18 protein-coding genes and 2 pseudogenes are annotated in these 22,778 nt (G+C 70.7%); 12 read left to right on the forward strand and 8 right to left on the reverse strand.

Features of this window, described 5'->3' with window-relative positions; genetic code table 11:
- The first annotated feature begins 909 nt into the window (after positions 1-909).
- Positions 910-3,390 (forward strand): hypothetical protein, encoded by a 2,481-nt coding sequence (locus tag SXIN_RS31365; RefSeq protein WP_157916342.1) that lies wholly within the window; start codon positions 910-912, stop codon positions 3,388-3,390.
- A gap of 225 nt (positions 3,391-3,615) precedes the next feature.
- Positions 3,616-4,068, forward strand: coding sequence for a hypothetical protein (locus SXIN_RS25975; RefSeq protein WP_238153865.1), 453 nt, complete (start codon positions 3,616-3,618; stop codon positions 4,066-4,068).
- Positions 4,069-4,210: 142 nt separating this feature from the next.
- Here SXIN_RS25975 and SXIN_RS25980 read toward each other — a convergent pair.
- From SXIN_RS25980 to SXIN_RS25990, 3 genes and pseudogenes are all read right to left on the reverse strand, one after another.
- Positions 4,211-4,951, reverse strand: a pseudogene (locus SXIN_RS25980) (dienelactone hydrolase family protein).
- 508 nt (positions 4,952-5,459) lie between these two features.
- Complete coding sequence (locus SXIN_RS25985; RefSeq protein ID WP_095757617.1) at positions 5,460-5,975, reverse strand: putative immunity protein; 516 nt, start codon at positions 5,973-5,975, stop codon at positions 5,460-5,462.
- A complete protein-coding gene (locus tag SXIN_RS25990; RefSeq protein WP_019708907.1) occupies positions 5,972-6,589 on the reverse strand; it encodes a putative immunity protein in 618 nt (205 codons plus the stop codon). The genes SXIN_RS25985 and SXIN_RS25990 overlap by 4 nt, the downstream gene beginning before the upstream one ends.
- 88 nt (positions 6,590-6,677) lie before the next feature.
- Here SXIN_RS25990 and SXIN_RS25995 point away from each other — a divergent pair, with 88 nt between their 5' ends.
- From SXIN_RS25995 to SXIN_RS26005, 3 genes are all read left to right on the forward strand, one after another.
- Positions 6,678-7,385, forward strand: coding sequence for a MerR family transcriptional regulator (locus SXIN_RS25995; protein WP_019708906.1), 708 nt, complete (start codon positions 6,678-6,680; stop codon positions 7,383-7,385).
- A 402-nt stretch (positions 7,386-7,787) separates the two neighbouring features.
- Positions 7,788-8,519, forward strand: a complete 732-nt coding sequence (locus tag SXIN_RS26000; protein WP_019708905.1) for a VOC family protein — start codon at positions 7,788-7,790, stop codon at positions 8,517-8,519.
- 128 nt (positions 8,520-8,647) lie between these two features.
- Positions 8,648-10,549 carry a pentapeptide repeat-containing protein gene (locus tag SXIN_RS26005; RefSeq protein WP_019708904.1) on the forward strand — a complete coding sequence of 634 codons (1,902 nt, stop codon included), beginning with the start codon at positions 8,648-8,650 and terminating at the stop codon, positions 10,547-10,549.
- A gap of 215 nt (positions 10,550-10,764) precedes the next feature.
- Here SXIN_RS26005 and SXIN_RS26010 read toward each other — a convergent pair whose 3' ends face one another.
- On the reverse strand, positions 10,765-11,514 hold the full coding sequence (locus SXIN_RS26010) for an SDR family NAD(P)-dependent oxidoreductase (protein ID WP_039821234.1): 750 nt from the start codon (positions 11,512-11,514) through the stop codon (positions 10,765-10,767).
- A 129-nt stretch (positions 11,515-11,643) separates the two neighbouring features.
- Between SXIN_RS26010 and SXIN_RS26015 the strand changes: the two genes are divergently transcribed.
- Positions 11,644-12,078, forward strand: a complete 435-nt coding sequence (locus tag SXIN_RS26015; protein ID WP_019708902.1) for an Rrf2 family transcriptional regulator — start codon at positions 11,644-11,646, stop codon at positions 12,076-12,078.
- Between the two features lie 54 nt (positions 12,079-12,132).
- Here the strand turns inward: SXIN_RS26015 and SXIN_RS26020 are convergent, their stop codons facing one another.
- Positions 12,133-13,185: a glucose 1-dehydrogenase gene (locus SXIN_RS26020; RefSeq protein WP_019708901.1), complete on the reverse strand. Its 1,053-nt coding sequence runs from the start codon at positions 13,183-13,185 to the stop codon at positions 12,133-12,135.
- 286 nt (positions 13,186-13,471) lie between these two features.
- On the opposite strand from SXIN_RS26020, the gene SXIN_RS26025 reads away from it, so the two are divergent.
- Positions 13,472-14,110, forward strand: coding sequence for a DUF4232 domain-containing protein (locus SXIN_RS26025; protein ID WP_019708900.1), 639 nt, complete (start codon positions 13,472-13,474; stop codon positions 14,108-14,110).
- 296 nt (positions 14,111-14,406) lie between these two features.
- Here the strand turns inward: SXIN_RS26025 and SXIN_RS26030 are convergent.
- Together SXIN_RS26030 and SXIN_RS26035 are read right to left on the reverse strand one after the other, a co-directional pair.
- Positions 14,407-14,776: pseudogene (locus SXIN_RS26030) on the reverse strand (EamA family transporter); the annotation flags it as partial.
- Between the two features lie 170 nt (positions 14,777-14,946).
- Positions 14,947-15,513, reverse strand: a complete 567-nt coding sequence (locus SXIN_RS26035) for a TetR/AcrR family transcriptional regulator (RefSeq protein WP_019708898.1) — start codon at positions 15,511-15,513, stop codon at positions 14,947-14,949.
- Positions 15,514-15,637: 124 nt separating this feature from the next.
- Here SXIN_RS26035 and SXIN_RS26040 point away from each other — a divergent pair, with 124 nt between their 5' ends.
- The 3 genes from SXIN_RS26040 (at position 15,638) to SXIN_RS26050 (ending at position 19,346) form a co-directional block, all read left to right on the forward strand.
- Positions 15,638-16,753: a saccharopine dehydrogenase family protein gene (locus tag SXIN_RS26040; RefSeq protein ID WP_050930800.1), complete on the forward strand. Its 1,116-nt coding sequence runs from the start codon at positions 15,638-15,640 to the stop codon at positions 16,751-16,753.
- A 225-nt stretch (positions 16,754-16,978) separates the two neighbouring features.
- Positions 16,979-18,463 carry a helix-turn-helix domain-containing protein gene (locus tag SXIN_RS26045; protein ID WP_238153866.1) on the forward strand — a complete coding sequence of 495 codons (1,485 nt, stop codon included), beginning with the start codon at positions 16,979-16,981 and terminating at the stop codon, positions 18,461-18,463.
- 436 nt (positions 18,464-18,899) lie between these two features.
- Positions 18,900-19,346, forward strand: a complete 447-nt coding sequence (locus SXIN_RS26050; RefSeq protein ID WP_019708894.1) for an ATP-binding protein — start codon at positions 18,900-18,902, stop codon at positions 19,344-19,346.
- 95 nt (positions 19,347-19,441) lie between these two features.
- On the opposite strand, the gene SXIN_RS26055 is transcribed toward SXIN_RS26050, so the two are convergent.
- Positions 19,442-20,455 (reverse strand): LacI family DNA-binding transcriptional regulator, encoded by a 1,014-nt coding sequence (locus tag SXIN_RS26055; protein WP_095758206.1) that lies wholly within the window; start codon positions 20,453-20,455, stop codon positions 19,442-19,444.
- Between the two features lie 428 nt (positions 20,456-20,883).
- On the opposite strand from SXIN_RS26055, the gene SXIN_RS26060 reads away from it, so the two are divergent.
- Positions 20,884-21,849 carry a glycoside hydrolase family 6 protein gene (locus tag SXIN_RS26060; protein ID WP_019708892.1) on the forward strand — a complete coding sequence of 322 codons (966 nt, stop codon included), beginning with the start codon at positions 20,884-20,886 and terminating at the stop codon, positions 21,847-21,849.
- Between the two features lie 276 nt (positions 21,850-22,125).
- The gene (locus SXIN_RS26065) at positions 22,126-22,701 is read left to right on the forward strand and encodes an SMI1/KNR4 family protein (protein ID WP_238154024.1); all 576 of its coding nucleotides are present in this window, start codon (positions 22,126-22,128) and stop codon (positions 22,699-22,701) included.
- Positions 22,702-22,778: the final 77 nt, after the last annotated feature.

Here is a 22,778-nt window from a genome sequence, read left to right on the forward strand (position 1 = left end):
ACCGGCACCGCAAGCAGGGCGCGAGCCCGAAGTGGGCGCGCTACCAGCACATTTGAGCGACCTCCTGCCGTCCGCTCCCCGCTCCGCCCACACGCCCGGCCGCCCGTCGCCAACCGAGCCGCGTCCCCGGGGTACTCCGTACAGCATCACGCAGCGTGCTCGAAACGCCGTCGCGGAAAGCGCCAACAACGCCGTCCTGCCCGGCTGTAGCCCGGCCCCTGTTTCCGTCTGCCGCTCCTCCTCGCCCCGTCGGTCGGCCGCCTCCCGGGGCTGGTCTGAGCGATGCCTGTAGGGAACTCCGCCCCCAACTCCCCCCGTCCGCGCCGGACCCAAGGGTTCGGTGGGGCGGTCTTCTCCGGCTACGCCTGGTTCGACGTGATGACGACCTTCTCCAAGCGGCACCCAAGCCGACGGGGCGACCTCCCGGTTCCTCGGGGCCGGCTTCGAGGTGGCGGCACGGCCGGGGCCGTCGGTGGGCGGAGACGTGATGAGGCTGACCCCGGTGATCGGATGACGCCGGAGAAAGCCTTCTGGGCTGGATTTAGAAAGAGCTGTACAGAACGTTCTTTGGCAATAGAAAGAGGAAATATGTCGCCGAGAAGGGTATACGCGCATTTTCCCGAACAACGACAGAAGGCGGGAATAGACTCTCCATGGGGGTGAAACCGCACCTGAGGGACTTACTGATTAATAGAGGCGACAGAGTGATGGAGCATGTAAAGTCCTGATGATCACGCGGGCGAAGTCCAAGTGGTGCTGCGCCCAGTTGTCTCTCGTGCCACAACGATAGGTATTGCGGCTTTCGGGCGGCCACTCTGTGGCGGGTGCGGAACCCATCAAGCTGGGAGGAACATGGTGAGACGTACAAGGAGACCTCGTTGGCGACGGGGAACGAGTGGCTTCGCTAGCTTGGCGATCCTGGCCTGTCTTGTAGGCAACGCACCGGCTGCAAGTGCGGCCGGGGAAGGGGAGCCCGCAGCGACAAAGGATCCCTACGACCTTTCTCTGAACGTTGCGGGCTCGGTTGCGCTGGCCGGCCGGGTTGAAGAAGCAACGTCCCTTCAGGATGCTTACTTCAAGATATGGGTCCAGCCGAACCAGAACATCAGAAAGAATATTGAGAAAGGTGCTGAAGTACAGCGACTGTTATTGCCGGACAGCGCGGTCACGGCTGAAGGGGACAAGTTTGCTGTCACCGTGGACCCCAAGCACCTCAGCGACAAGTATATCTCGATCAACGGCTTGGTCTCTTTGGAAATAGAGGTATACCTTCCGGGGGTCGATAAGGCATCTTGGACTACTGCATCGGTGCGGCTCCGGAACAAGAAGGGCGATACCAAGACCAGGTGGGCGGACGCCAAGCAGACATCGGCACACGCGGCGGAGCAGCGTTCCATTCCCGCGGCCGGCCCGGCCGAGGTGACCATGGATCTCCGGAACCTTCCGAAGCAAGTGCAGAGCTTGGCAAATGCAGAGAATGGCAGCACGCCGACCGGTGAGTTCTCTGCCTTGAGCGCCATGAAAATAGCGGTGGAAGAAAAGCCGGCTTGGGCGACAATCGGGAAGGGCTATCCCACCAGGGACGGCTCGTCCTGGATGACGTTCAGTCAGGGTAGCGAGGCCAGTTACGGAGCGGCATCCAGCTACAGCGGAACTCAAGGCAGCTTCGAGGCCAGTGGGTCGACCAGCATCAGTTCATCCACGAATTTCTCGTGGGATGAGCACCATGAGGATCGCGAGTACCGCGTGGGCCTCAAGTACACCCGCTACAGACACCTCAACAAGGACGGAATTGAGCTGTACCAGACCTGGGAGGCGAGCGGGCACACCGGCGGGTCCGAGGCAAGATTGATCCATGAGCATCCGGACTGGCTCGTCAAGACCGGAGGGGATCTCAAGTGCGCACCCGTCGATACGGGTACCTGGGATCGGTCGAAATCGGACCAAAAGGCCTTCTCTCTCGGAGCGGGGGTATCGTTCGCCTCCCTCGGCTTCGGTCTGAGCGTCGAACGTCAGTACTCGGAGTCGTCGGCCCTCTTCTACAAAACAACACCGACGGCGAACTACTTGTGTGGAAATGACGGAACTCCCGCAGAGGCTTCGCAGGTCGCCCAATACGCCACTGGAAAAATAGAAGACGTGCAGCACAGGCAGTGTCCGGCGAACTTCGAATGGCCAGAGGCCAAAGAAGTGAAAACCAAGGAGCCGCCCACTGAAACTTTCCTCAACTACGCTGAGAACACCGCACACGGATGGACCGGTGGTGACTCCACGTACTCGGTAAAGATGCCGGATGGCCGAAGGCTGTGGCTCTTTTCAGATACTTTCCTCGGGCCGATCAATGACGACGGCACCCGACCGGTCTCCGCTCCCTTCGTACGCCAATCGTTCGTAATACAGGATGGGAGTAGCCTCTCCACCGTAACGGCGGGAACGCCTACTGCCCCGCAAACCATAATGGTACCCCCGGAGGTGAACAGAAATCACGACCAAGACAAACGTTGGTACTGGCTTGGTGACGGGTTCATCGCGGATGTTGATGGCGAAAAGCGTCTCCAAGTGATCTACCACGAGTGGCATAAATTCGGTGACGGAGGCTGGGACTTCCGCCTCGAAAACATGGTCGTCGCAACATTCGCACTCGATGACCTCACCAGTCCGATTGACGTCAATCCGATTCCCTCGGACGCAGACGTGCAGTGGGGCGCTGCCATACTGCCCGCCGCGGAGAGCGGTGACGGCTACACCTACGTGTACGGTATTGATGACGCGCCGTACAACAAAGAAATGCGCATCGCCCGGGTGCCGGGGAGTGACATATCCGACACGTCGAAGTGGCAGTTCCTCGACCAGCTGAACAATGCCTGGATGAGAGGTGAAAGCGAGGGAACCAACGTCCTGACGGGTGTGGCGAATGAGTTCAGCGTCACCCCTTGGAGAGGCGCCTTTGTCCTCATCAGCCAGGACAGCACTGAGGCCTTCAGCAACAGAATCCGCATGTGGTTCAGTTGCGCCCCCGCTGACCCCTTCGGTTATTGGTCAGGCCACGATGAGGTCTACCGCATGCCGGAAACAGGGCCATGGGGAAGCTACGGCGATCCCGACATATTCGCCTACAACGCGCACGTGCACAACTCAATGACATCAGGTGATCGGCACACGCTCTCATACAACGTGAACAGCTTCGACAGCACCGTTGGACCGGAGGGCGCCCACTACCGCGACCCCAGCATCTACAAGCCGAGATTCATCTCCTTCCGGATTGTCCCAGGAACCGGAGCATCGGCCTCGGAGTTCACCACACAGAAACCAGGAAGCAGCGCAGCTTCCCAAGGCGGAGCGAATCAGCAAGATCCGCGTTGCACCGTGTGTATGGGCGTCCCCCGATAGGGGCAGAGTATCCCCATGTTTCCCCACGCCCATGAGGCCGCCCGTCGGTCGGCGCGCATACGACGCCGACGGGCGGCCTGCCCGGTCACCCTTGCTCTGACCAGTAGTCTGCTCCTCACGTCCTGTGCTGCGGAGAGGCAGGAGCATGTTTCTGACGCAGGCCCTCTGAGCGCCAATGTCGAAACGGGAGCGACGTCCGTTTTCGCCCCGGGAGACCATCCATGGATGGAGACTTTCGGCTCTTACCTTCTGTGTTCCACGACGGGAACACAGATCAAGCTGGAAGACATCAGATACGAAACCCCCGTCAAGCCACTGAAAGTGGAACTGCAGCTCCGCAATGCCCCGCCGGGGTTCGACCTGGGGCCGATAACCAGCGCCTCGGGACAGCCGCCGAAGTTCAAGGAAATAGGCGACATTTCCGGGCAGGTTGAGCCTTTCCGAAAGGGCGTGAAAATATCACAGAAATGCGACCAGGATGCAGCTGCCCACGGATTCACGGAATTGCTTTTCGTTGTGAAGACCGGGAAGGCCGGCGGCCACATCAGCAAGACATGGATCGACTACACGGCCGGCGGAGATCCATACACTCTGGTTATCAATTGGCAGATGATCACCTGCGGAAATAAAATCGGCCCGGTGAACGGGGCGGACCGATGTAATTCCGATGAGGCGTGAGATCCGGCTCACCGGCTGCCGCAAGGTGATGCGGAACCGAGGTTCCCTGCCCGTGGCCGTTGTTGCGAATACCTCGCCGGCGGCCTGTCCGGACGGGGTGCGGTCCAAGGCCGCACCCCGTCCGTGCGAGCACGTCCCGGCCTCACCTCAGATGCCGGGTGAAGAACTGGGCCACGGCGTCCCCCGCGAACTGTGGGACGCCGGTGTGCCCGCCCATGTTGGCGTGCAGGGACTTCTCCTTGGAGCCGAAGGCGTCGAACAAGTCCAGGGCCGCCTGCCGGTCGTTCCCTTCGTCGTCCTACTGCAGCAGGGCATGCAGCGGAATGGTGACCCGCCGGGCCTCCTCGAACATGGCGCGAGGCACGAAACTCCCGGCGAAGAGAGCGGCGGCCACGATGCGCGGCTCGACCACCGCCAGCCGGATACCGATGGAGATCACTCCCCCCGAGTACCCGACCGGGCCGCCGATCCCGGGCAACGACAGGAGGGCGTCCAGGGCGGCCTGCCATTCCGGGACCGCCTTGTCGACCAGCGGGAGGATGAGGGCGTCGACGATCTCGTCGCTGACCGGCTCGCCGGCCTCCATCGCCCGGCGCAGGTCGGCGCGGGCCTGCTCGGCGGCGGGCCAACGGGGCCGGTCGCCGCTTCCGGGGAGCTCAATGGTGGCCGTGGCGAAGCCCTCCGCCGCGGAGTGCCGGGCCCGGGCCACCAGTCGGGGGTACATCTTGCGCAGCCCGAGGGGAGGGTGACCGAGCAGGATCAGCGGCGCCGGTGCGGATGCGGATGCCGATGCGGGTGTCCACAGGATGCCGGGGATCTCGCCAAGGGTGAATGCGCGTTCCAGGACGCCGTTGTCGAGGCGTTGCTCGGAAGTGACATGCATGGTCGTGCCTTTCGGGAGTGCACTGAACGGCGCTCCCGGACGACCTGTCTATCGCCCGACCGTGACCCCGGAGGGGAGCACCCATGTCGATACTGCGTTCACGGGTACCACCTCCTCGGTCTCTCGCACGGCCTCCGGAAAGGTAGCAGTGGTCGCCCCTCGTCCGACAAGCGGGTTTTTGCGACGTGGAATGCCGCTTCACCATCGACCCCGCCGGCGGCGTCCGCAAGGAAGCGATGGCACGCCTCGGAGACCGCGAGCTCGCCCACCGCGGCATCACGTCACTGCGGACCTGAGCCTGTGGTTCGGGAACCCGCAGCGTTTACCGGAAGGGTGACGCTGCGGGGAGCGGGCGCGATCCGGTCACCCGGCAGGGCCGGACCGGGTATGGCTCGGGCTCGGAGAGGGCCGGGCCGGACTACGGGTGGGCCATCGCTCGGGGCCGGCAGCGGGGCCGTACGGTCGGCTCTGCGGTCTTCGGCGGCGCGGGGCCGAGCACGGTTCGGTCTCAGCAGTCGAATACCGACCAGCAGATGTCGTTGCGCAGCCGCTGGTCGTCAAGTACGAGCTCGCGAACCGGCTCCGGGAGCTGATCGCGCTGCCACTGGCACTCGAGCCGTCCCGCGGTCTCGCTCTCGCCTTCCGGTGCTGCCGCACGCGCGGCCTTGATCGCGTAGGCGGCCGCGCCGAGCTCGTGCGCGGCGACGTGGGCGACGGCCCCGGCCTGACCGGCGGCGTACGCGGCATGCCGTGCTGCCCCGCGCAGGTCTCTGGCCGCCCCCATCGCGTGGCCGCCCGCCGCGCGAGCGCGCATCATCGTGACCTCGCCGCGCACCCAGGCCCGGGCATGCTCGATCGCCTGGCGCGGTCGCGGGTCCCCGGGCCGGGACGACTCGACGAGGCCGAGGACGTGCTCCGCGCAGGCGGCAGCCCACAGGGCGAGGAGACGGTGATGCGCATCGGCGAGAGTCCCACCTCGGCGGATCGTCACGAAGCGAGGGCCGCGGACCTTCGGGAGGATCACGACGTGCACTCCCTCCCGCGCACATCGGCGCCGCTCGCCGCGGTGTGCCCCCGCGGCCGCTCAGCCGCCTGACGCAGGGAATGATCCAGAGTGCTCATCAACCGGGCGACACGACTGCTGCCGCCCGTCGAGAGCGGATAGCGGCAGAGCACATCGATGAGTACCGGTGTCGCTCGCCGCCGCGACCGTTCCAGCAGGGCATCCGCGATCGCGGGGTCGCCGCCCGCCGTGAGCTCTCCGATGTGTGCGGCGCTCGCGGAGGCCCGCAGGATGTGGCCGACCTGGCCGGCCTGGGCGATGGGATGCAGGTATGCGGCCGACGCGGCGTCACCGGCGGATCGCGCGGCCAGTCGCGCGGCTTCGGAGGGCGCGGACCGGGCGGCTCGATGAGCGTCGAGGGACGTGACGCGCTGCAATGTCGTCCTGCGGGCACCGTTGATGAACGCCCAGGCCGCGTCGACCGCCGCACGAGGGCGCGGATCACCGGGAACAGCCTGCTCGAAGACCGGTAGGACGTCCTCTGCGTGCCGAACCACGTAACGCGCCACGACGCGCAGTTCGTGCATCGTCAGATCGAAGTCTCCGGACACGGTGTGCGTGCTTCTCTGCGCCATGCCCCTGAATCGTATCCTTGAACGCCCGGTGGAGACTCTGCGGCGCATCCTCCGCTCATCCGCGCCGAAACCCTCAATCGGAGGTCACGTGCGGCCCGTGGACCTGGCGCGTCGCCATGGCCTCTCCCCGCAGACGGTCCGCAACTACGAGGACGCCGGCATCATCCCGCCGGCCCACCGCAGCCGGACCGGCTACCGGGACTACACCGCCACTCATGCCGCCGGCCTCGCGGCCTACCTGGCGCTCGTCCCCGCCTTCGGTTACTCGACGAGCCGACGCATCATGCATGCCGCCACCGGCGGCCGGCTCGACGAAGCACTGGAGTACGTCGACGACGGGCACGCGCTCCTGGCCCGCGACCGCGGCACGCTGCGAACCGTCGAAGCGGCGCTCGCTCATCTCGGAGCCGCCGCCCCGGATGCGGCCGGCACCCGGGCGCCGTACAGCATCGGTGAACTCGCCCGCCACCTCGCGCTCAACCCGGCCACCCTGCGCACCTGGGAACGCGCTGGAGTCCTCACCCCACGACGTGACCCGCGCGGGCACCGCCAGTACCTCGCGCAGGACGTGCGCGACGCCGAACTGGCGCACCTGCTGCGCCGGGGAGGCCGGCCCCTGGGCGCCATCGCCACCGTCCTCGGAGAACTCCGCGACGCCGGCAGCCTCGAAGCGCTGGCGAGCACCCTGGAAGGGTGGCGGCGCGACCTCACGTCCCGCGGAAGGGCCCAGCTGTACGCCGCCGGTCAGCTCTCCGCCTACCTCGACGCCTTGGACCGGTCCGTGAGAACCGGCTGAGCACCACAGCACGAAGCCCCTGACAGCAGTTGACAGCAGTGCAGGTGGACGCTGGGCGACAGCCGGCGGGCGGGCGGGCCACGGTGCTTTTGCGGGCCGCGAGGCGGGGTGTATTCACGGCCGGCCGGCGGGCGGGCGCGATCCGCACCTGGCAGGGCCTGACCGGGTACGGCTCCGCCTCGGAGCAGGCCGGGGCCGGACTACGGGTGGGTCATCGCTCGGGCCGGGGGCGGGACGGAGACGTTCGTCACCGGCTGGGCGCCGGGGCGTGGCGCGGCGCGGAAAACTCGGCTGTGGGCGGGACCGGCCCGACCATATCCTCCCGCGGGGGGCCGACTTGGCGCCCTGCCGACTGCCGACTGCCGACAGCCGGCACCCGACGGACCGAGGACGCGTGGCACCATGAGTAGCCGACTCTTCGCAATCACCTTCGACGCGCACGAGCCCGAACACCTGGCCCGCTTCTGGTCGGGCCTGCTGGGCCTGGAGCGAGCCGGCGACTCCTCCTCCACCTCCCACTCCTACGACGGCGTCGCTGTGCCGTCCGCGAACGACGCCGGCTACCGCCTCGGCTTCCGTCCCTCCCCAACGCGCAAAGTCGCCCAGAACCGGCTGCACTTCGACCTGAACACATCCTCCCCGGAGGAGCAGCGGGAGACCGTGGCCCGGGCGCTCGACCTGGGCGCGCACCACGCCGACATCGGCCAGGGGCCGGACATCCCCCATGTGGTGCTGGCCGACCCCGAGGGCAACGAGTTCTGCGTCCTGGAGCCGGACAACAAGTTCCTCGCCGGATGCGGCGTCATCGGGGCGCTCGCCTGCGACGGTTCGCAGGCCGTGGGCTACTTCTGGAGCGAGGCGCTGGGCTGGCCGCTGGTCTGGGACCAGGATGAGGAGACCGCCGTCCAGTCGCCGGACGGCGGCACGAAGATCACATGGGGCGGCCCGCCCCGCATGCCGGACCCCGCCAAGGACCTGCACCTCGACCTCGCGCCGGACGGCGACCAGCGCGCGGAGGTCGAGCGGCTGCTCTCCCTCGGCGCGAAGCGCCTCGACCACGCCCCGAGCGGGGACGGCGCGGTGCTCCTGGCCGACCCGGACGGCAACGAGTTCCGCGTACTCCCGCACCGCTGAGGCCGGTACGGCGCGGGCTGCGATGGGCGGTCGCTGCTGCGGGGAGCGCGGAAGAGGGCCGTATGCCAAGCTCCGCTCTCGCTGTGCGCGCCACGCAACTACCCGCCCGCGCCCGTCGTCCTCTGGGCATGACGTCTGCAACGCCCGCCCCATCATCCACCACCCCGCCCGGCTGGCCGCACTGCGCACACGGTGCCACCGCGGAGGACCCGGTCGGCTGCCGTGGCCGCCGCATCCCCGATCGCACCGCGTGCCTGGCCCACGCGGCCGAGCCTGACCGCGCCGCCTACCTGACCGCCCTGGCTCCCGGCGCCGACGTCGACCACCGCGGCACCCCCTTCACCACGGAGCTGCTGGACCGGTTACTCGACGCGCTGCGGGACCCCGCCACCGGGCACCCTCGCCTTGGCACTGCCCGGTTCGACGGAGCGGCCTTCACCAGCGAGGCCCGGTTCAGCAGGGCGGCTTTCACCGGTGATGCCTGGTTCGTCGGGACCTCATTCGTCGGCGTTGCTTCGTTCGGCGGGGCAACCTTCACCAGCGAGGCCCGGTTCGGCGGGGCATCCTTCACCCGCGGTGCCCGGTTCGTTGGGGCGTCCTTCGCCGGCGTCGCCCGGTTCGGCGGGGCGTCCTTCACCGGCGGCGCTACGTTTCTCGGGGGGTCCTTCGCCAGCGTCGCCTGGTTCGGCGGGGCGTCCTTCACCGGCGTCGTCCTGTTCGACGATGTGTCCTTCTCCGGCGTCGCCTGGTTCGACCGGGCGTCCTTCACCAGCGACGCCTCGTTCGACGCTGCGTCCTTCACCGGCACCGCTTGGTTCGGCGGTGCCTCCTTTACCCACGACGTCTCGTTCGATGCGGTGACCTTCATGCGCGATGCTCAGTTCCGCGCAGCCCGCTTCGAGGCGACGGCGCGGCTGGGCCCGCTGATATGCGGCGGCAGGGTGGTACTGGACCGTGCGGTGTTCGGAGAGCCGGTGACGGTGGAGGCCGCCGCCCATGCGGTGACCTGCGACCGCACCCGGTGGGCCTCGACGGCCACACTGTGGCTGCGCCATGCCGAGCTGGACCTGAGTGATGCGGTCCTGGAGTTCCCACTGACGGTTACGGCCCGCCGCACCCCCTTTCCCTCCTTGGTCGACCTGCTCCCGGAGACACCGCTGGCCGACCGCGATCCAGGCGTCCGGCTGATCTCCGTGGACGGGGTGGACGCCGCGCACCTGGTGCTGCACGACATCGACCTCAGCCTCTGCCGGTTCGCCGGGGCAATCCACCTCGACCAGCTCCGCGTGGACGGCTGGTGCACCTTCGCCACCACCCCCAACGGCTTTCGGTGGCGCCGGTTCCTCCGCATGTGGTGGAGCACCCGGAGCACCCTGGCGGAGGAACACCACTGGCGCTCCCAACGCTCGCACCGCGCAGCGGCCAGCGGCTGGACTGGCCTGCCTCACGAGGACGACACTCCCCCGCTGGAGCTGCCCGCGCTGCCCGCGCTGGCCGCGCTGTACCGCCAGCTCCGCAAGTCCCTGGAGGACGGCAAGAACGAGCCGGATGCCGCCGACTTCTACTACGGCGAGATGGAGATGCGCCGCCACGCTGCCAAACGCTTCCGGGGCGAGCGGGCGCTGCTGACCCTGTACTGGGCGCTGTCGGGGTACGGGCTGCGCGTCGGCCGCGCCCTGGCCTGGCTGCTGGGCGCCATGACCGTCACCCTGCTCGCGCTGCTGCTGTGGGGCCTGCCGGTGGACGATCCGAAGCCGACCACCACCGGCCGCCAGGTCGCCGTGGGGCAGGAGGTCACCCTGACCACCGATACGCCCGACCCGGTCAATCCCACCGGTTCCTGTTCCGAGCGCGTCACCACAGAGCGGTTCGAGAAGGGGCTGCGCGTGGTGATCAACTCGGTGGTCTTCCGCTCCTCCGGCCAGGACCTCACCACCGTCGGTACCTACACCGAGATGTTTTCCCGCCTCGCCGAACCCGTCCTCCTCGGCCTGGCCGTCCTGGCCATCCGCAGCCGCGTCAAACGCTGACCGTGCCGCCCTGCCCGGCAGCGGCCAGGGGCCAGGGGCGATCCGTCGTACCCGGCCGGGCCGGGGCCGCCCCAAGGACCGCTTCGGCGGATCCCGTTCATCAAGTCTCCTCGCAGCTCACCGCCCACAGCCTTCGAGTCGTACGCCGTGTCGCGGGTCGTCGGCGGTGCGCGCCCCGAAGGCGCGATGTCCTTCGGGGCGCGCAGGGGGTCGGTTCAGGCGTTGTAGCCGCCGTGGGCGTCCAGTACCGCGCCCGTGACGTACGAAGCGGCGGGGCTCGCCAGGAAGGCGATCGCCGCGGCGATTTCGTCGGGGTGCCCCATGCGTTGCAGGGACAGCGAGCTGACCAGGGCATCGAGGGTCTCGGGGTCCGGCGGTTGCATGCCGCCCTCCATCAGTCCGGCCTCCACGACGTTGGCCGTGATGTTCCGGGGCCCGAGGTCCCGTGCGACGCCCATGGTGTACCTCTCGACCCCGGACTTGGTCGCCGAGTAGTCGGCAAGGCCGGGGGCGCCGACCCGGGAGCCCAGTCCGGAACTCACCGTGATGACGCGGCCGCCCGTGCGCAGCACTCGGGAGGCGGCCCGGATGACGGCGATCACGCCGAGGTAGTTGGTGGCGTGCATCCGGTCCAGGGCGGCGGTGTCGGCGTCAGGGGCGTCCACCGTGCCGGCCACGGAGATCGCCGCGTTGTTGACGAGGATGTCCAGGCCGCCGAAGTGCGCCACCACGTCGTCGATCAGCGCCGGCGCCCGGCTCGTATCCGCCTGGTCGGACCGGAAGGCGACGGCCTTGGCTCCCTTGCCGTGCACCTCGTCGACGACGGCCCGCGCCTGCTTCTCGGAGCTGACGTAGGTGAAGGCGACGTCGGCGCCCTGCTCGGCCAGCAGCCGTACGGTCGCGGCTCCCAGTCCGCGCGACCCCCCGGTGACCAGGGCGACCTTGCCCATGAGTGGCTTGCTCATTCTTCTCACCTCGTTGATTGGCCCTTCCGGCTGTCGCAACATTAATTGTTACGACCGCCTGTTGCAACCTTTGCTGTTACGACTGTCGGCCGTCGTAACATGAAGCGTTGCGGCCGGGAGGAGGGGTTCATGAGTGCCAACAGCAGGTTGACCATCGCCGCCCACGCGCTGGCCTGGATCGGTCTCTACCAGCGCCAGGGCCATGAGGTCGCCACCTCCGAGCAGATCGCGACCAGCGCGAACACCAACCCCGTGGTGATCAGGCGGCTGCTCGGCGAGCTGCGCAGGGCCGGGCTCGTGGAGTCCCGGCGGGGCGTGGGCGCGGGCTGGTCGCTGGCGCGCGAGCTGGAGTCGATGACCCTGCTCGACGTGTACGAGGCGGTGGAACCCGGCCCGCTGTTCGCCATGCACCGCACCACCCCGGACCAGGAATGCGTGGTGGGTCACGGCATCCAGCCGGCGATGCAGGGCATCTACGAGGGCATCGAGGAGACCCTGAGACGCGAGCTGGCCGGCGTCACGCTCGAGAACGTACTCCGGGACGTACTCGCGGCACCTCGCTAGCCTCCACGTCACGCCCTGGCATCACCCTCGACGCGCTTGCCCGGCCCGGTGGCGTCACTCCTCCAGCGTGAGCACCACCTTGACGTCGTCCGGACGCTGCTCCAAGGCCTCGGCCGCCCGGTCGAGCGGCACATGGCGGGTGATGAGCCGGTGCAGCCATTCCGGGTCGGCCCGGGCGAGGGCGTCGGCGGCCTGCCGGAAGTGCCGGCCATTGGCGTTGACGGAGCCCACCACGACATCGTTCTCCAGCACGATCTCGCGGTTCACCGTGCCGGCGTCGACGGTCAGCCGGCGTCCGGCGGGTGACACACCGGTGAGGCACACCACGCCGTAGGGCGCGGTGCCGCGCATGGCGGCGAACACCACCTGTCCGGCGCCGGTGGCCTCCACGACGACGTCCGGACGCACGGCTGACAGCACGTCGTCCACCGCGCCGCTGTGGTAGGCGGCCCCCAGATCGCGGACCAGCGCGGGCTTCGGCCCGTCCGTCACCCGGTCGAGGACGTGGACCTCCAGCCCGCGCTGCTGTCCGAGCAGGGCGGCCAGCAGACCGATCGGGCCGGCGCCCGTCACCAGGACGCGCCGGGGCTCGAACCAGGCCCTGGCCCCCACGCGCTCGATCTGCTCCCAGGCCTTGGCGACGACACCGGCCGGTTCCAGCAGAACGCCCGCAAGGCCCAGATCCGCGTCGACCGCGACGGCGTAGTCCTCCTCCACACACCACAGCCCGGCGCCGTAGCCGTCCAGTTCCTTGATGCCGCGTTCCCGGTAGCGCCCGTTGCGGCACATGTCGAACTCGCCGTGCGCGCAAGCTCCGCACGGTTCCGGGTCGGGGCGGCGCACCACACCCGCGACCAGGTCGCCGGCGGCGAATGCGCTGCCGTCCGGTGCCTCCTCGACCCGGCCCAGTGATTCGTGGCCCAGCACCAGCCGGTCCCGGCCCGCGGGCGCCCGGCCGTACTCACCGGCGGCGATCTCGCGGTCCGTGCCGCACACCCCCACGGCGAGGCCGCGGACCAGGAGTTCACCCGGTGCCGGCTTCGGCTCCTCCACCTCCCGCACCTCGAGCGAACCGCTGTGACCCGGTCGGACCGTCAGTGCGCGCACGCTGCTCTTCCTCTCCAGACTCTCCAGACCCGGTGTACGGCTTCCCGGACGGGTACCGCGGAGGGCGGCCGGTACACCTCATCCCCGCAGCGCGCCGGAGGCGACGGCACCGGGTGGGGAAGCGCGATATTCCGGGACGAGGCCGCGGGGAACCTGTGACAGCCGCCTGCGAGCGGGCACTCAGTGCGGCACACACAGGCCGTTGGCGGTCGGTCACGGCCCGGCCGTGGCACGTCGGCCGTGGCACGTCCCGCCGGCCGCCGGCCGTCGATCGGAAGGAGCTCCCGTGTACCGTCCCGGCGTCACCCGCCGCTTCCGCCCCGCGCCACTCGGTGCCGTCGTGCTGAGCGTGCTCGCCATGGCCACGGCCTGCGGCAACGACTCCGCACCACCGCCGTCTGGCCCCGGGTCCGCGCATCCGACGGGGGCCGCCTCCGACTCGCGGCCCGCCACCGGGCCGTCCCCGGCCGGTACCTCGGCCGAACCGTCCGTGCCCGGCACCACCCACGCCGGGACACCACGCTGCACGCGCGGCGACCTCGGTCTCTCCCTGGGGCGCGTTTCCCCGGGCGCCGGCAACCTGTATGCGCCACTGGTGTTCACCAACACCGGCTCCGGGGCCTGCACGCTCCGCGGTTTTCCGGGCGTGACGCTCCTCGACGGCACGGGAGACCGCATCGGGGCACCGGCGGAGCGGCAGGGAGAGACGTATCCGGCCGTCGTGCTGACGTCCGGCGACAGCGCGTACGCCGCACTGCACACCGTCAACGAAGGGGTGTCGGACGAGCCCTGCCGGGAGCCCGCGGACCGTGTCCAGGCCTATCCGCCCGGGTCGACCTGGGCGCTGCGTGCCGACGCCCGCGGATTCACCGTGTGCGGAGGCGTCTTCGAGGTGTCCGCCGTCCGGCCGGGCACCGGTCCCTGAAGCTGCCCGGCAGGCACCGGCACACCGATCGCCTCCGGCCCGGCGCGTCCCGGACCCCCGCTGTGCGGCATGCTGACCGGGCCGGCCTCGGTCCTCGCGGTGGGCCCGGTGCTCACCGGCCCCGGGCCGTTCCGGCGACGGCGGTGACTGACCCGCTGTCACCCGCCGTGGTTTCGTGCGTGAAGAGGAAACTCCTCCTCTGTAACGAGGCAGCGGTGTCAGGCGCGCGCACTTGGCCGGCCTCGCGGCCTCGCCCGTGTCCGTACCCCGCGCGCACACTCTGGTGGACGAGGTGTCACCGCGATGGACGATGACGACTGCTGCCAGGCCGACGGCCAGGCCGAGAGCGGTCTGCGGACCGAATGGTTCGCCGAACGCGAGGGCTCCCCAGACTGCCGTGACCGGGGCCATGAGGAACATGGGTGTGTTGACCTTGGTGACTCCGGAGCGCCTCAGGGTGAGCCAGTACAGCCCGTATCCGCCGAAGGCCGACAGGGCTACGAGCCAGGTGATCGCCGCCCAGAACGAGAGCTCGGCGGGTGGCTTCGCGGCTCCGGCGCTCACGCCAAGTGCCGTGAAGACGACGGCGCTGGTGGCGCAGTGGACGGTCAGCGACACTGCGGGCGCGACCCGTACGCGGGAGCGGCTTTCCCAGCAGGTCAGCGCGGAGGCCTACCAGGGCCTTCGGCACGCTCCGTCAGTACCGCCGCGCGCGTACGGTCACTCGGGATGGACCGTGCGGACCGTGCGCTATTCCCCTCTTTCATGTCCGGCGTGATGAGGCATCGCCGGGACGCGGGCCTCGTGGGACCCACCGGCCGACGGGGCCGCCCCGCTCACGTCCCGGCGAAGGCGGCTCGCAGGTCGTCGGCCGCCGCGTCCAGGCAACTGCCGAAGCTTGCATGTCCCCCGGCCTCGATCCAGCGCCGGAAGGCGTTGTTGCCGGCCACCGTGGCGATCTGTGCGACCAGTTCGGCCGTCCCGGTGTCCACCTGACGCCGCACCAGGGCATCGCGGATCGCCTCGGCGACAGCGGCCGTCTTGGTCCGTTCGCGCTCCTGCAGCTCCGGGCTGGCGTCGATCACCGCCCGGCGCTCCGCTACGCCGTCCACGTGCTCGACGAGCCGGGCGCCGACGCGCGCGAGCGCGTCGAGGGCGGCGGTGAGCGGAGCCGCGTCCGGGTCCGCCGCCAGGACGGCCTCCGCCAGCGCCGGGGGCAGGTGCTCCGCGCCGGCGAACAGGACCTCGCGCTTGTCCGGGAAGTAGCGGAAGTAGGAGCGCCGGGTGAGTCCGGCCCGCTCGGCGATGTGGGTCACCGTCACGTTGTCGTAGCCGCGCTCCAGGCACAGCTCCAGAGCCGCCCGTTTCAGGCGCTGCTCGGCACCCGGATCCCACCTCGCCATGGGGGGACTCTAACAGGTGATGTCCCACTGTGTCGTCAGTGCTAGCCTGTGCTACCGGCACACTGTGTCATCACTGGGGGTGCCCGCCCCCGGTGCGGCCCGGAGCAGGCAGGGTGAGGTTCGCATGACCGAGACCAGCGGAACCGGCGGGACGACAGGCGAGAGCAGGACGAGTGGCGAGGTGTGGGTCGTCGGGGCGACCGGCCGTGTGGGCCGGGGCGTGACCGCGCGACTGGCCGCGCGGGGGCTGACGGTCGTGCCGGTCGGGCGCAGCCGGGAGCGGATGATCGCCGCCGCGGCCGAAGCCGGTCTGCCCGGGGACGTGAAGGTCGTCGTCGCCGGCTCGGCCGAGCGGATTGCGGAGGAGATCGTCCGGGAGCGCCCGCGGGTGGTGGTGAACACGATGGGCGCCTTCGCCGCCACGGCACCGGTGATCGCCCGCGCCTGCATGCCCGGCGGCCACTACGTCGACCAGGCCAACGACGTGGTCGCCGTGGACCGGCTGCTCGCCCTGCACGACGAAGCGGTGCGGGCGGGCAGCGCCCTGGTCACCGGCGCCGGATTCGGTGTGCTGGCGACGGAGGCGGTGGTGGCGAAGCTGTGCGAAGGGCGACCCGCGCCGCACCGGGTGCGAGTCGACTCCGTGGCCTCGGTGGCCATCGAGGCAGGTGTGTTCGGTGCCGCCCTCGCGGCGAGCACGGTCGACGCACTCGCCGCCGGCGGACGGCGATACGAGAACGGGCGGCCGGTGACGTCGCGCCTCGGCGCCGGCCCGCAGCAACTCAACCTTCCGGACGGGGAGTCCGCGAAGTCGGCGGGTTTCGCGTCCGGCGAGCTCACCGCGGCGCACGCGGCGAGTGGAGCACCGTTCGTCACCGCCACGTCCGCTCTCGTGCCGGCCGCTCCGCCGGCCCGTGCCCTGCTCCCGCCGCTGGGCCGCCTGCTGTCCGTTCCGGCGCTGCGGAGTTTCGCCGCCGGCCGGCTCGCCCGGGTACGGATCAAGGCCGCGCCCCGTCCGCGCACCCACTCCTGGGGGCACGCCGTCGTCGAGTGGGAGGACGGCACCCGGCGCGAAGGATGGCTCCGAGCCGGCGACGGTATGGACTACACGGCCGGTGTCACCGCCGCCGTCACCGAACTGCTGGCCCGTGGCGTCGGCAGGCCCGGTGCCTGGACGCCGGCCGCCGCCCTCGGGGCCGACCTGGCGACGACCGCGGGCGGCACCTTCGTACTGGACTGAGGACCACCGGTGCCTGCCGTGCCGCGGCTGCCGGGCCGGCGTCTCGTGCAGGACTCCGGGAGGCGCCCGGGGGTGAGGTTTCCCCGTAGGATCGGATGTCGCATAGCAGGCAGGCCGGCCAGTCGCTCATGGAGCACCGTGCGGAAATCCGCCGGTACTCCGGGTTCCGGGGGTGCGCGCCGGCCGGCCCGGACCATGCGGCCGACGAGCCGGCGGAGGATGGCCGTGTCGACACCTCAGGCACTTGATGAGTTGCTGCGGCAGCTGAGTTCTCGTGCCCGCCAGGGCGCCGGTCCCGCTCCCGATTCGCAGACGCTGATCGACTGGCTGGGGCGGCAACTCGGCGCGGAGGCCGCCCTCGTGGACGGCGTGGGCACGGTGGAGGCGGCAACGGCCCGGTTTCCGCCGGACCTTCTCGGCGGTCTCCGGCCGGTTCTCGCGCGGTTGTCCGGCGGGCAGCTGGCCGCCGCGGCCTCACAGGCGGGCGCGTTCCATGTGCGGTGCGAAGCGCTGGGACGGGACGTGCCGCGTCCGGTGCTGGTGGTGGCCGGCCCGCGGCCGCTCACCCGGGAGGCGCTGGCGCTGACGTCCCACGCCGGCGCCCTCGTCGAGGTGGTACGGCGCGCCCGGCGGGCCGACGGCCTCGCCCTCCGCTATCAGCGGGCGGCAGCACGGGTGCGCCTGGCGGTTCTCGCCGCCCTGATGACCGGGGAGCCGACGCTGGCCCGCCGGATGACGGCCGGCGCCGTCCCGCCGCTGCTGGACGCCGAACGTCTGCGCGTCCACCTGCTGCGCTGCCCGCCCGCGGACCGGGGCCGGATCATCGACGCTCACGAGGACGAGTCCGGCTACCACGGCCCCGGCCTGATGGTGCGGTGCCCCGTCTACGACGACCACCTCATCTGTCTCCTGCCCCCGGACCACGACGAAGGCCGCGCGGACGCCGGCCCGGCCGCGCCCCTGCGGGCACTGGTGCGGGACAACCCGGACTACGCGCTGGGCATCAGCGCCGCCGTGCCCCTGCCGGCCACCGCGCAGGCCTACGACCAGGCCCGCCACGCCCTGGCCGTCGCCCGCCACACGTCCGAACGGATCGCCGACTACCACGGCCGGCCGCCACTGGCCGGGCTGCTCCCTCGTCAGGAGGCCCACGCCTGGGCCCGCGCCTTCCTGGAGCCGATCAGCGCGGCCCCGCGGCTCACCCTCGACATCACCAGCCTCGCCCTGCACTTCCCCCGCTCCGGGGTGGCCCGGCTGCTCGACGTCAGCCGCAACACCGTCACCGCCCATCTGGGACGGGTCCAGGACGCCCTCGGCCTCGACCTGCAAGACCCCCGCGGCCGCGCCCAACTCGCCCTGGCCCTGGCGATCAGCGATCTCCCGCCACCCGGCGGCGGTGCCGTGGCCGAGCCGCCGCCGGCGCCCTCGCTGGACGGCCTGCTCTCCACCGAGGCGGCCGTCACCTGGGCCCATGCCTTCCTCCAGCCCCTGCGGTCCGGCACGGACGGCGCCCTGCACCGGACGCTGCGCGCCTGGGTCGAGGCCGGCACCGATGCCCAGCGGGCGGCCCGGGACCTCGGCATCAGCCGCACCACCGTCCGCGCCCGCCTGCGCACCGCCGAACAGCTCCTGCAGCGCACCCTTCTGACCCCGGGCCCCGGCACCCACGACCTGGTCCACGCCCTCCGCATCGCCGGCCGTGCACCGTGAACAGCCCCGGCCCCGCGACTGCGCACCGTGCGCATTGCCCGCCGTCCACGGCGCTTCCTAAGGTCTGTCACACCCCGTCCGGTGCGACGCCGGACAGGGGGAACGGGGGAGGGCGGGCCGTCGCCACGGGGGGAAGCGGCGCGGCCCGCCCTGGGCCCGGGGCGCCGGCCGGGCCCGCCGGACCGCCACCGGGGCAGCGGCGCATCACGGCGGCCCGCGCCCCGGCGGCGCACGCGCCGCCTGCCGTGGTCTCCTCAAGCGCCCGGCGCGAGCCGGGAGTTCACCGCCGGGCCGACGCGGGCCCGCGGGCCCGCGCGCCCGCGACCCGGGTCACGGGCCACCGCCCGCACGGTCCACCCCGAGTGACCGTACGCGCGCGGCGGTGTACGGGGATCCCGGCTCGCCTTCGCGGGTGCCCCGCGTCCAGCCTGGCGTCATGAACCATGCGCTACCGCACGTCACCTCGCTCACCTGTACGTTCACGCAGCTTCTGTCGTCCACGCGGCGCGGGGCCCGGCTCGCCCGGCTTCTCGCCGTCAACGAGCTCCGCTCCTGGGGAGCGCCACAGGATCTGACGGAGCGTGCCGAGATCGTTGTCGCGGAACTGGCCGGCAACGCGGTCCTGCACGGCCGTGTACCCGGCCGCTGCTTCCGGCTGACGCTCGCCCTCGACCCGCCGTCCGGCCGCCTCCTGGCCGAGGTCTCCGACGCCCGCGGGGAATCGCGCCCCCAACTCCCCCCGGCGACCGGACCGGACGTGCTCGGCACCGGCGGGCGCGGCCTGATGCTCGTCGCCGCCCTCGCCGACCACTGGGAGACCGTCCCCTACCCGCCCAGCGGCAAGACCGTCCGCGCGGTGCTTCTGACGCCGGCACCGCGGTGACCCGCCCCTGCCCGGCGGGACCCCGCACACCGGCCCTCGCCACACCGTCCCGTACCCCCGGTGGACGAGACCCCGCCCCGGCGGCTGCCCCGCCGTCAGGCGCTGCCGCGGAGGACCAGCCGGGTGGGCAGGATCAGCGGGGTGGGGGCCTGCCCGTTGACGAGGGCGGCGACCATGCGCGCCATCTCCCGCCCGAGGGCCTGTATCGGCTGATGCACGGTGGTGAGGGGCGGATCGGAGGCCCGCGCGGGGGCCAGGTCGTCGAAGCCGACCACGGCGACGTCGTCGGGGACCCTCCGGCCGGCCCCGCGCAACGTGCGCAGCGCCCCCACCCCCATGTTGTCGTTGGCGGCGAACACCGCGTCCACGTCGGGGTGTTCCGCCAGCAGGGCGGCCATCGCGGCGGCCCCGCTGCTCTCGGTGAAATCCCCCTCCTGCGGCGGGAACGGGTCGAGACCGGCCGCCAGCATGGCGTCCCGGTACCCGCGGTACCGGGCGCGTCCGGCCTCGGTGTCCATCCGCCCGCAGAGCGCGGCCACGCGCGTCCGGCCGAGGGAGACCAGGTATTCGGCCGCCTCGCGGGCCCCGCCGGTGTTGTCGACGTCCACGTACCAGCGGGGCACCGCACCGACCGGCCGGCCGCCGAACACGACGGGCACCGCCGCCTGCTCCGCCATCCGGGCCAGCGGATCGTCCTCGCGCAGCGCCATCAGCATCACGCCGTCGGCGACCTTGGACCGGAAGAGCTCCTCCACCCGCTTGCGGCCGCGGTCGGAGGCGGCCAGACACAGCATCAGATGCAGGTCGGCCTCCTCCAGGGCGGCCGACGCCCCGACGATCACCTGGGCGTAGAACGGATCGGCGAAGATCGAGGGATCCTCTCCCGAGACGACCAGGGCGGCCGCCCCCGTCTGCCGGGTGGCCAGCGCCCGGGCGGTCGGGTTGGGCACGTAGCCGAGCTGCCGGACGGCCCGTTCGACGGCCTCGCGTTTGGCCCGGCTGACGTGCGGGGCGTTGTTGAGGGCCCGCGATGCCACGGAACGGGACACGCCGGCGAGTCCGGCCACCTCGTCGAGCGTCGGTCGCCGACGCGGCGCATCCTCTGCCATGAACTCGATCCCCTCGCTGTCGACCCGACGGCGTCCCATCCTCGCCCATGCGGGCGCTCCCGTCTCGCGGATGGGAGCCGGACCGGGGGAGAAGGCCGGAGAAGGCCCCGAGGGGAAGAGACTGGGACCGCTTCCAGTCTTGTCCCCTTCCCCTTCGGCCGCATCGTCGATCCTCGCGGCAGAACCCCTTGACAGGGGAAACGGAGCGGCACAACGATACCGGTCACATGCCGGGGCTCGGCTTTGGAAGCGCTCCCAACTGGAAGCGCTTCCAGTCTGTTTCGCCGCATCCCGCGCATGGCGTCCCCGTGGTCGGCCCGGAAAGCCCGTCGCCGTGCGGGGCCGGCGCACCACCGCACTTCCTTCAGCGCGCCGCACGCTCGGGACGAGGGCGGGCGGCGCATCCCCCACGAAACCGAGGTACAGACATGCGCCGCAGACTCCGCACCCTGGCGGCAGCGCTGTTAACCCTGCCGCTCGCGCTCACCCTCGCCCCGTCCGCCCACGCGGCCGACCCGACCACCATGACCAACGGGTTCTACGTGAACCCCGACTCCAGCGCCAAGCAGTGGGTCGCCGCCAATCCCGGCGACGGCCGGGCCGCCGAGATCGACTCCGCGATAGCCAACACCCCGATGGCCCGCTGGTTCGGATCCTGGAGCGGCGCCATCGGCCCCGCCACCGGCGAGTACGCGGGCGCCGCGGACAGCCGGGACAAGCTGCCGATCCTCGTCGCCTACAACGTCTACAACCGCGACTACTGCGGCGGGCACTCCGCGGGCGGAGCCTCCTCGCCGTCCGATTACGCGAACTGGATATCCCAGTTCGCCGGCGGTGTCGGGGACCGTCCGGCCGTCGTCATCCTGGAACCGGACTCCCTCGGCGACTACGGATGCATGAACCAGGCGCAGATCGACGAGCGCGAGGCCATGCTCAGCGGCGCCCTCTCCGAGTTCAGCCGCCAGGCCCCCAACACCTGGGTCTACATGGACGCCGGCAACCCGGGCTGGACCGACGCGGTGACCATGGCCCGCCGGCTGCACGAGGCCGGCCTCCCACAGGCCCACGGCTTCTCGCTGAACGTCTCCAACTACTTCACCACGGGCGAGAACACCGCCTACGGCAACGCCGTCAACCGTGAACTGAGCGCCCGCTACGGCTACACCAAGCCGTTCGTCGTGGACACCAGCCGCAACGGAAACGGCTCCAACGGCGAGTGGTGCAACCCCTCGGGCCGCCGCATCGGCACGCCCACCCAGCTGGGCGGGGGCGCCGAGATGCTGTTGTGGATCAAGGCGCCGGGTGAGTCCGACGGAGACTGCGGCGTCGGAGGCGGCTCCTCGGCCGGCCAGTTCCTCCCGGAGGTGGCCTACAAGATGATCCACGGCTACTGACCCCGGCCGGCTCCAGGGCACCCGTGCTCCCGTGGCCCGGCCGATCCCGCCTCGCGGCCGGGCCACGGGGACCGTGGCCACGACACCCGGCCTCCGGGCCGTGCCCACCGGCGGCACGTCCTCCCGGCACAGGCGCCGGGCGCGGCCGTGCCGGCGGGCTGTTGGCCGCGGTCGAGCAACCCGATCCACCGTCGGCCGACCGGATTGCTACGGTGCCGGAGGTAACCGGCAGCTCGGTTTTCCCGCGCGGGAACCACCATGGACGGGATGTACAACATGCAGGAACTGTGGCGCCGATTCGAGGAGTGGCTTCGGCGGAACGCGCCGGGCGATCATTCAGCGCTCCGCCCAGGAGCGTCAGATGCCGACATATCCCGGCTGGAAAGCGGAGTCGGTTTCCCGCTCCACGGTGAGCTGACGGCGCTCCTCTCGGAACACAACGGTGTCACGCCCCGCCGGTCCAGCACGGAGCCCGGCGCCTTTCTCCTCGGGTACAGCCTTCTGGATACCCAGGGAATCCTGGAATGGCATCAGAACCTCTCCTCGATGGCGCACGAAGCGGTCGAGGAGGGTTACGAGGAGGAAGTGGTCGGGCGCACCGCGCACCCCCAGTGGGTTCCCTTCGCCCAGGCCGTCACCGGCGATCTGCTGTTCGTCGACCACCGTGCGGGCCACTGTGGAGAAGTCGGCGAGATCTCGTTCGGAGACCCCGAGTACGCGCTGCTCTGGCCGTCCATGACTCCGATGCTGACCGACCTGTGCGACGCGGTGGAGGGATCGCTGCCGCTGCCGGCCGCGCGGCGCCGGCCGTCGGTCCATGAGGGGCGCATGCTGGAATGGGTCACGGACTGACCGCCCGAGATGTCACGGACCGGCCCCGGAAACGAGGCGTCCTGCCGGATCGCGGTGATCCGGCAGGACGCCTCGGG

The sequence above is a fragment of the Streptomyces xinghaiensis S187 genome (genome assembly GCF_000220705.2).
GTDB classification, from domain to species: domain Bacteria; phylum Actinomycetota; class Actinomycetes; order Streptomycetales; family Streptomycetaceae; genus Streptomyces; species Streptomyces xinghaiensis.

What these genes read in the sequence shown, in the direction of transcription:
- SXIN_RS25975 (WP_238153865.1), top strand. Translation starts at nt 3,616, where the DNA reads ATGGAGACTTTCGGCTCTTACCTTCTGTGTTCCACGACGGGAACACAG.
- SXIN_RS25990 (WP_019708907.1), bottom strand. Translation starts at nt 6,589, where the DNA reads ATGGCGCAGAGAAGCACGCACACCGTGTCCGGAGACTTCGATCTGACG.
- SXIN_RS26000 (WP_019708905.1), top strand. Translation starts at nt 7,788, where the DNA reads ATGAGTAGCCGACTCTTCGCAATCACCTTCGACGCGCACGAGCCCGAA.
- SXIN_RS26005 (WP_019708904.1), top strand. Translation starts at nt 8,648, where the DNA reads ATGACGTCTGCAACGCCCGCCCCATCATCCACCACCCCGCCCGGCTGG.
- SXIN_RS26010 (WP_039821234.1), bottom strand. Translation starts at nt 11,514, where the DNA reads ATGAGCAAGCCACTCATGGGCAAGGTCGCCCTGGTCACCGGGGGGTCG.
- SXIN_RS26015 (WP_019708902.1), top strand. Translation starts at nt 11,644, where the DNA reads ATGAGTGCCAACAGCAGGTTGACCATCGCCGCCCACGCGCTGGCCTGG.
- SXIN_RS26035 (WP_019708898.1), bottom strand. Translation starts at nt 15,513, where the DNA reads ATGGCGAGGTGGGATCCGGGTGCCGAGCAGCGCCTGAAACGGGCGGCT.
- SXIN_RS26040 (WP_050930800.1), top strand. Translation starts at nt 15,638, where the DNA reads ATGACCGAGACCAGCGGAACCGGCGGGACGACAGGCGAGAGCAGGACG.
- SXIN_RS26050 (WP_019708894.1), top strand. Translation starts at nt 18,900, where the DNA reads ATGAACCATGCGCTACCGCACGTCACCTCGCTCACCTGTACGTTCACG.
- SXIN_RS26055 (WP_095758206.1), bottom strand. Translation starts at nt 20,455, where the DNA reads ATGGCAGAGGATGCGCCGCGTCGGCGACCGACGCTCGACGAGGTGGCC.
- SXIN_RS26060 (WP_019708892.1), top strand. Translation starts at nt 20,884, where the DNA reads ATGCGCCGCAGACTCCGCACCCTGGCGGCAGCGCTGTTAACCCTGCCG.
- SXIN_RS26065 (WP_238154024.1), top strand. Translation starts at nt 22,126, where the DNA reads ATGCAGGAACTGTGGCGCCGATTCGAGGAGTGGCTTCGGCGGAACGCG.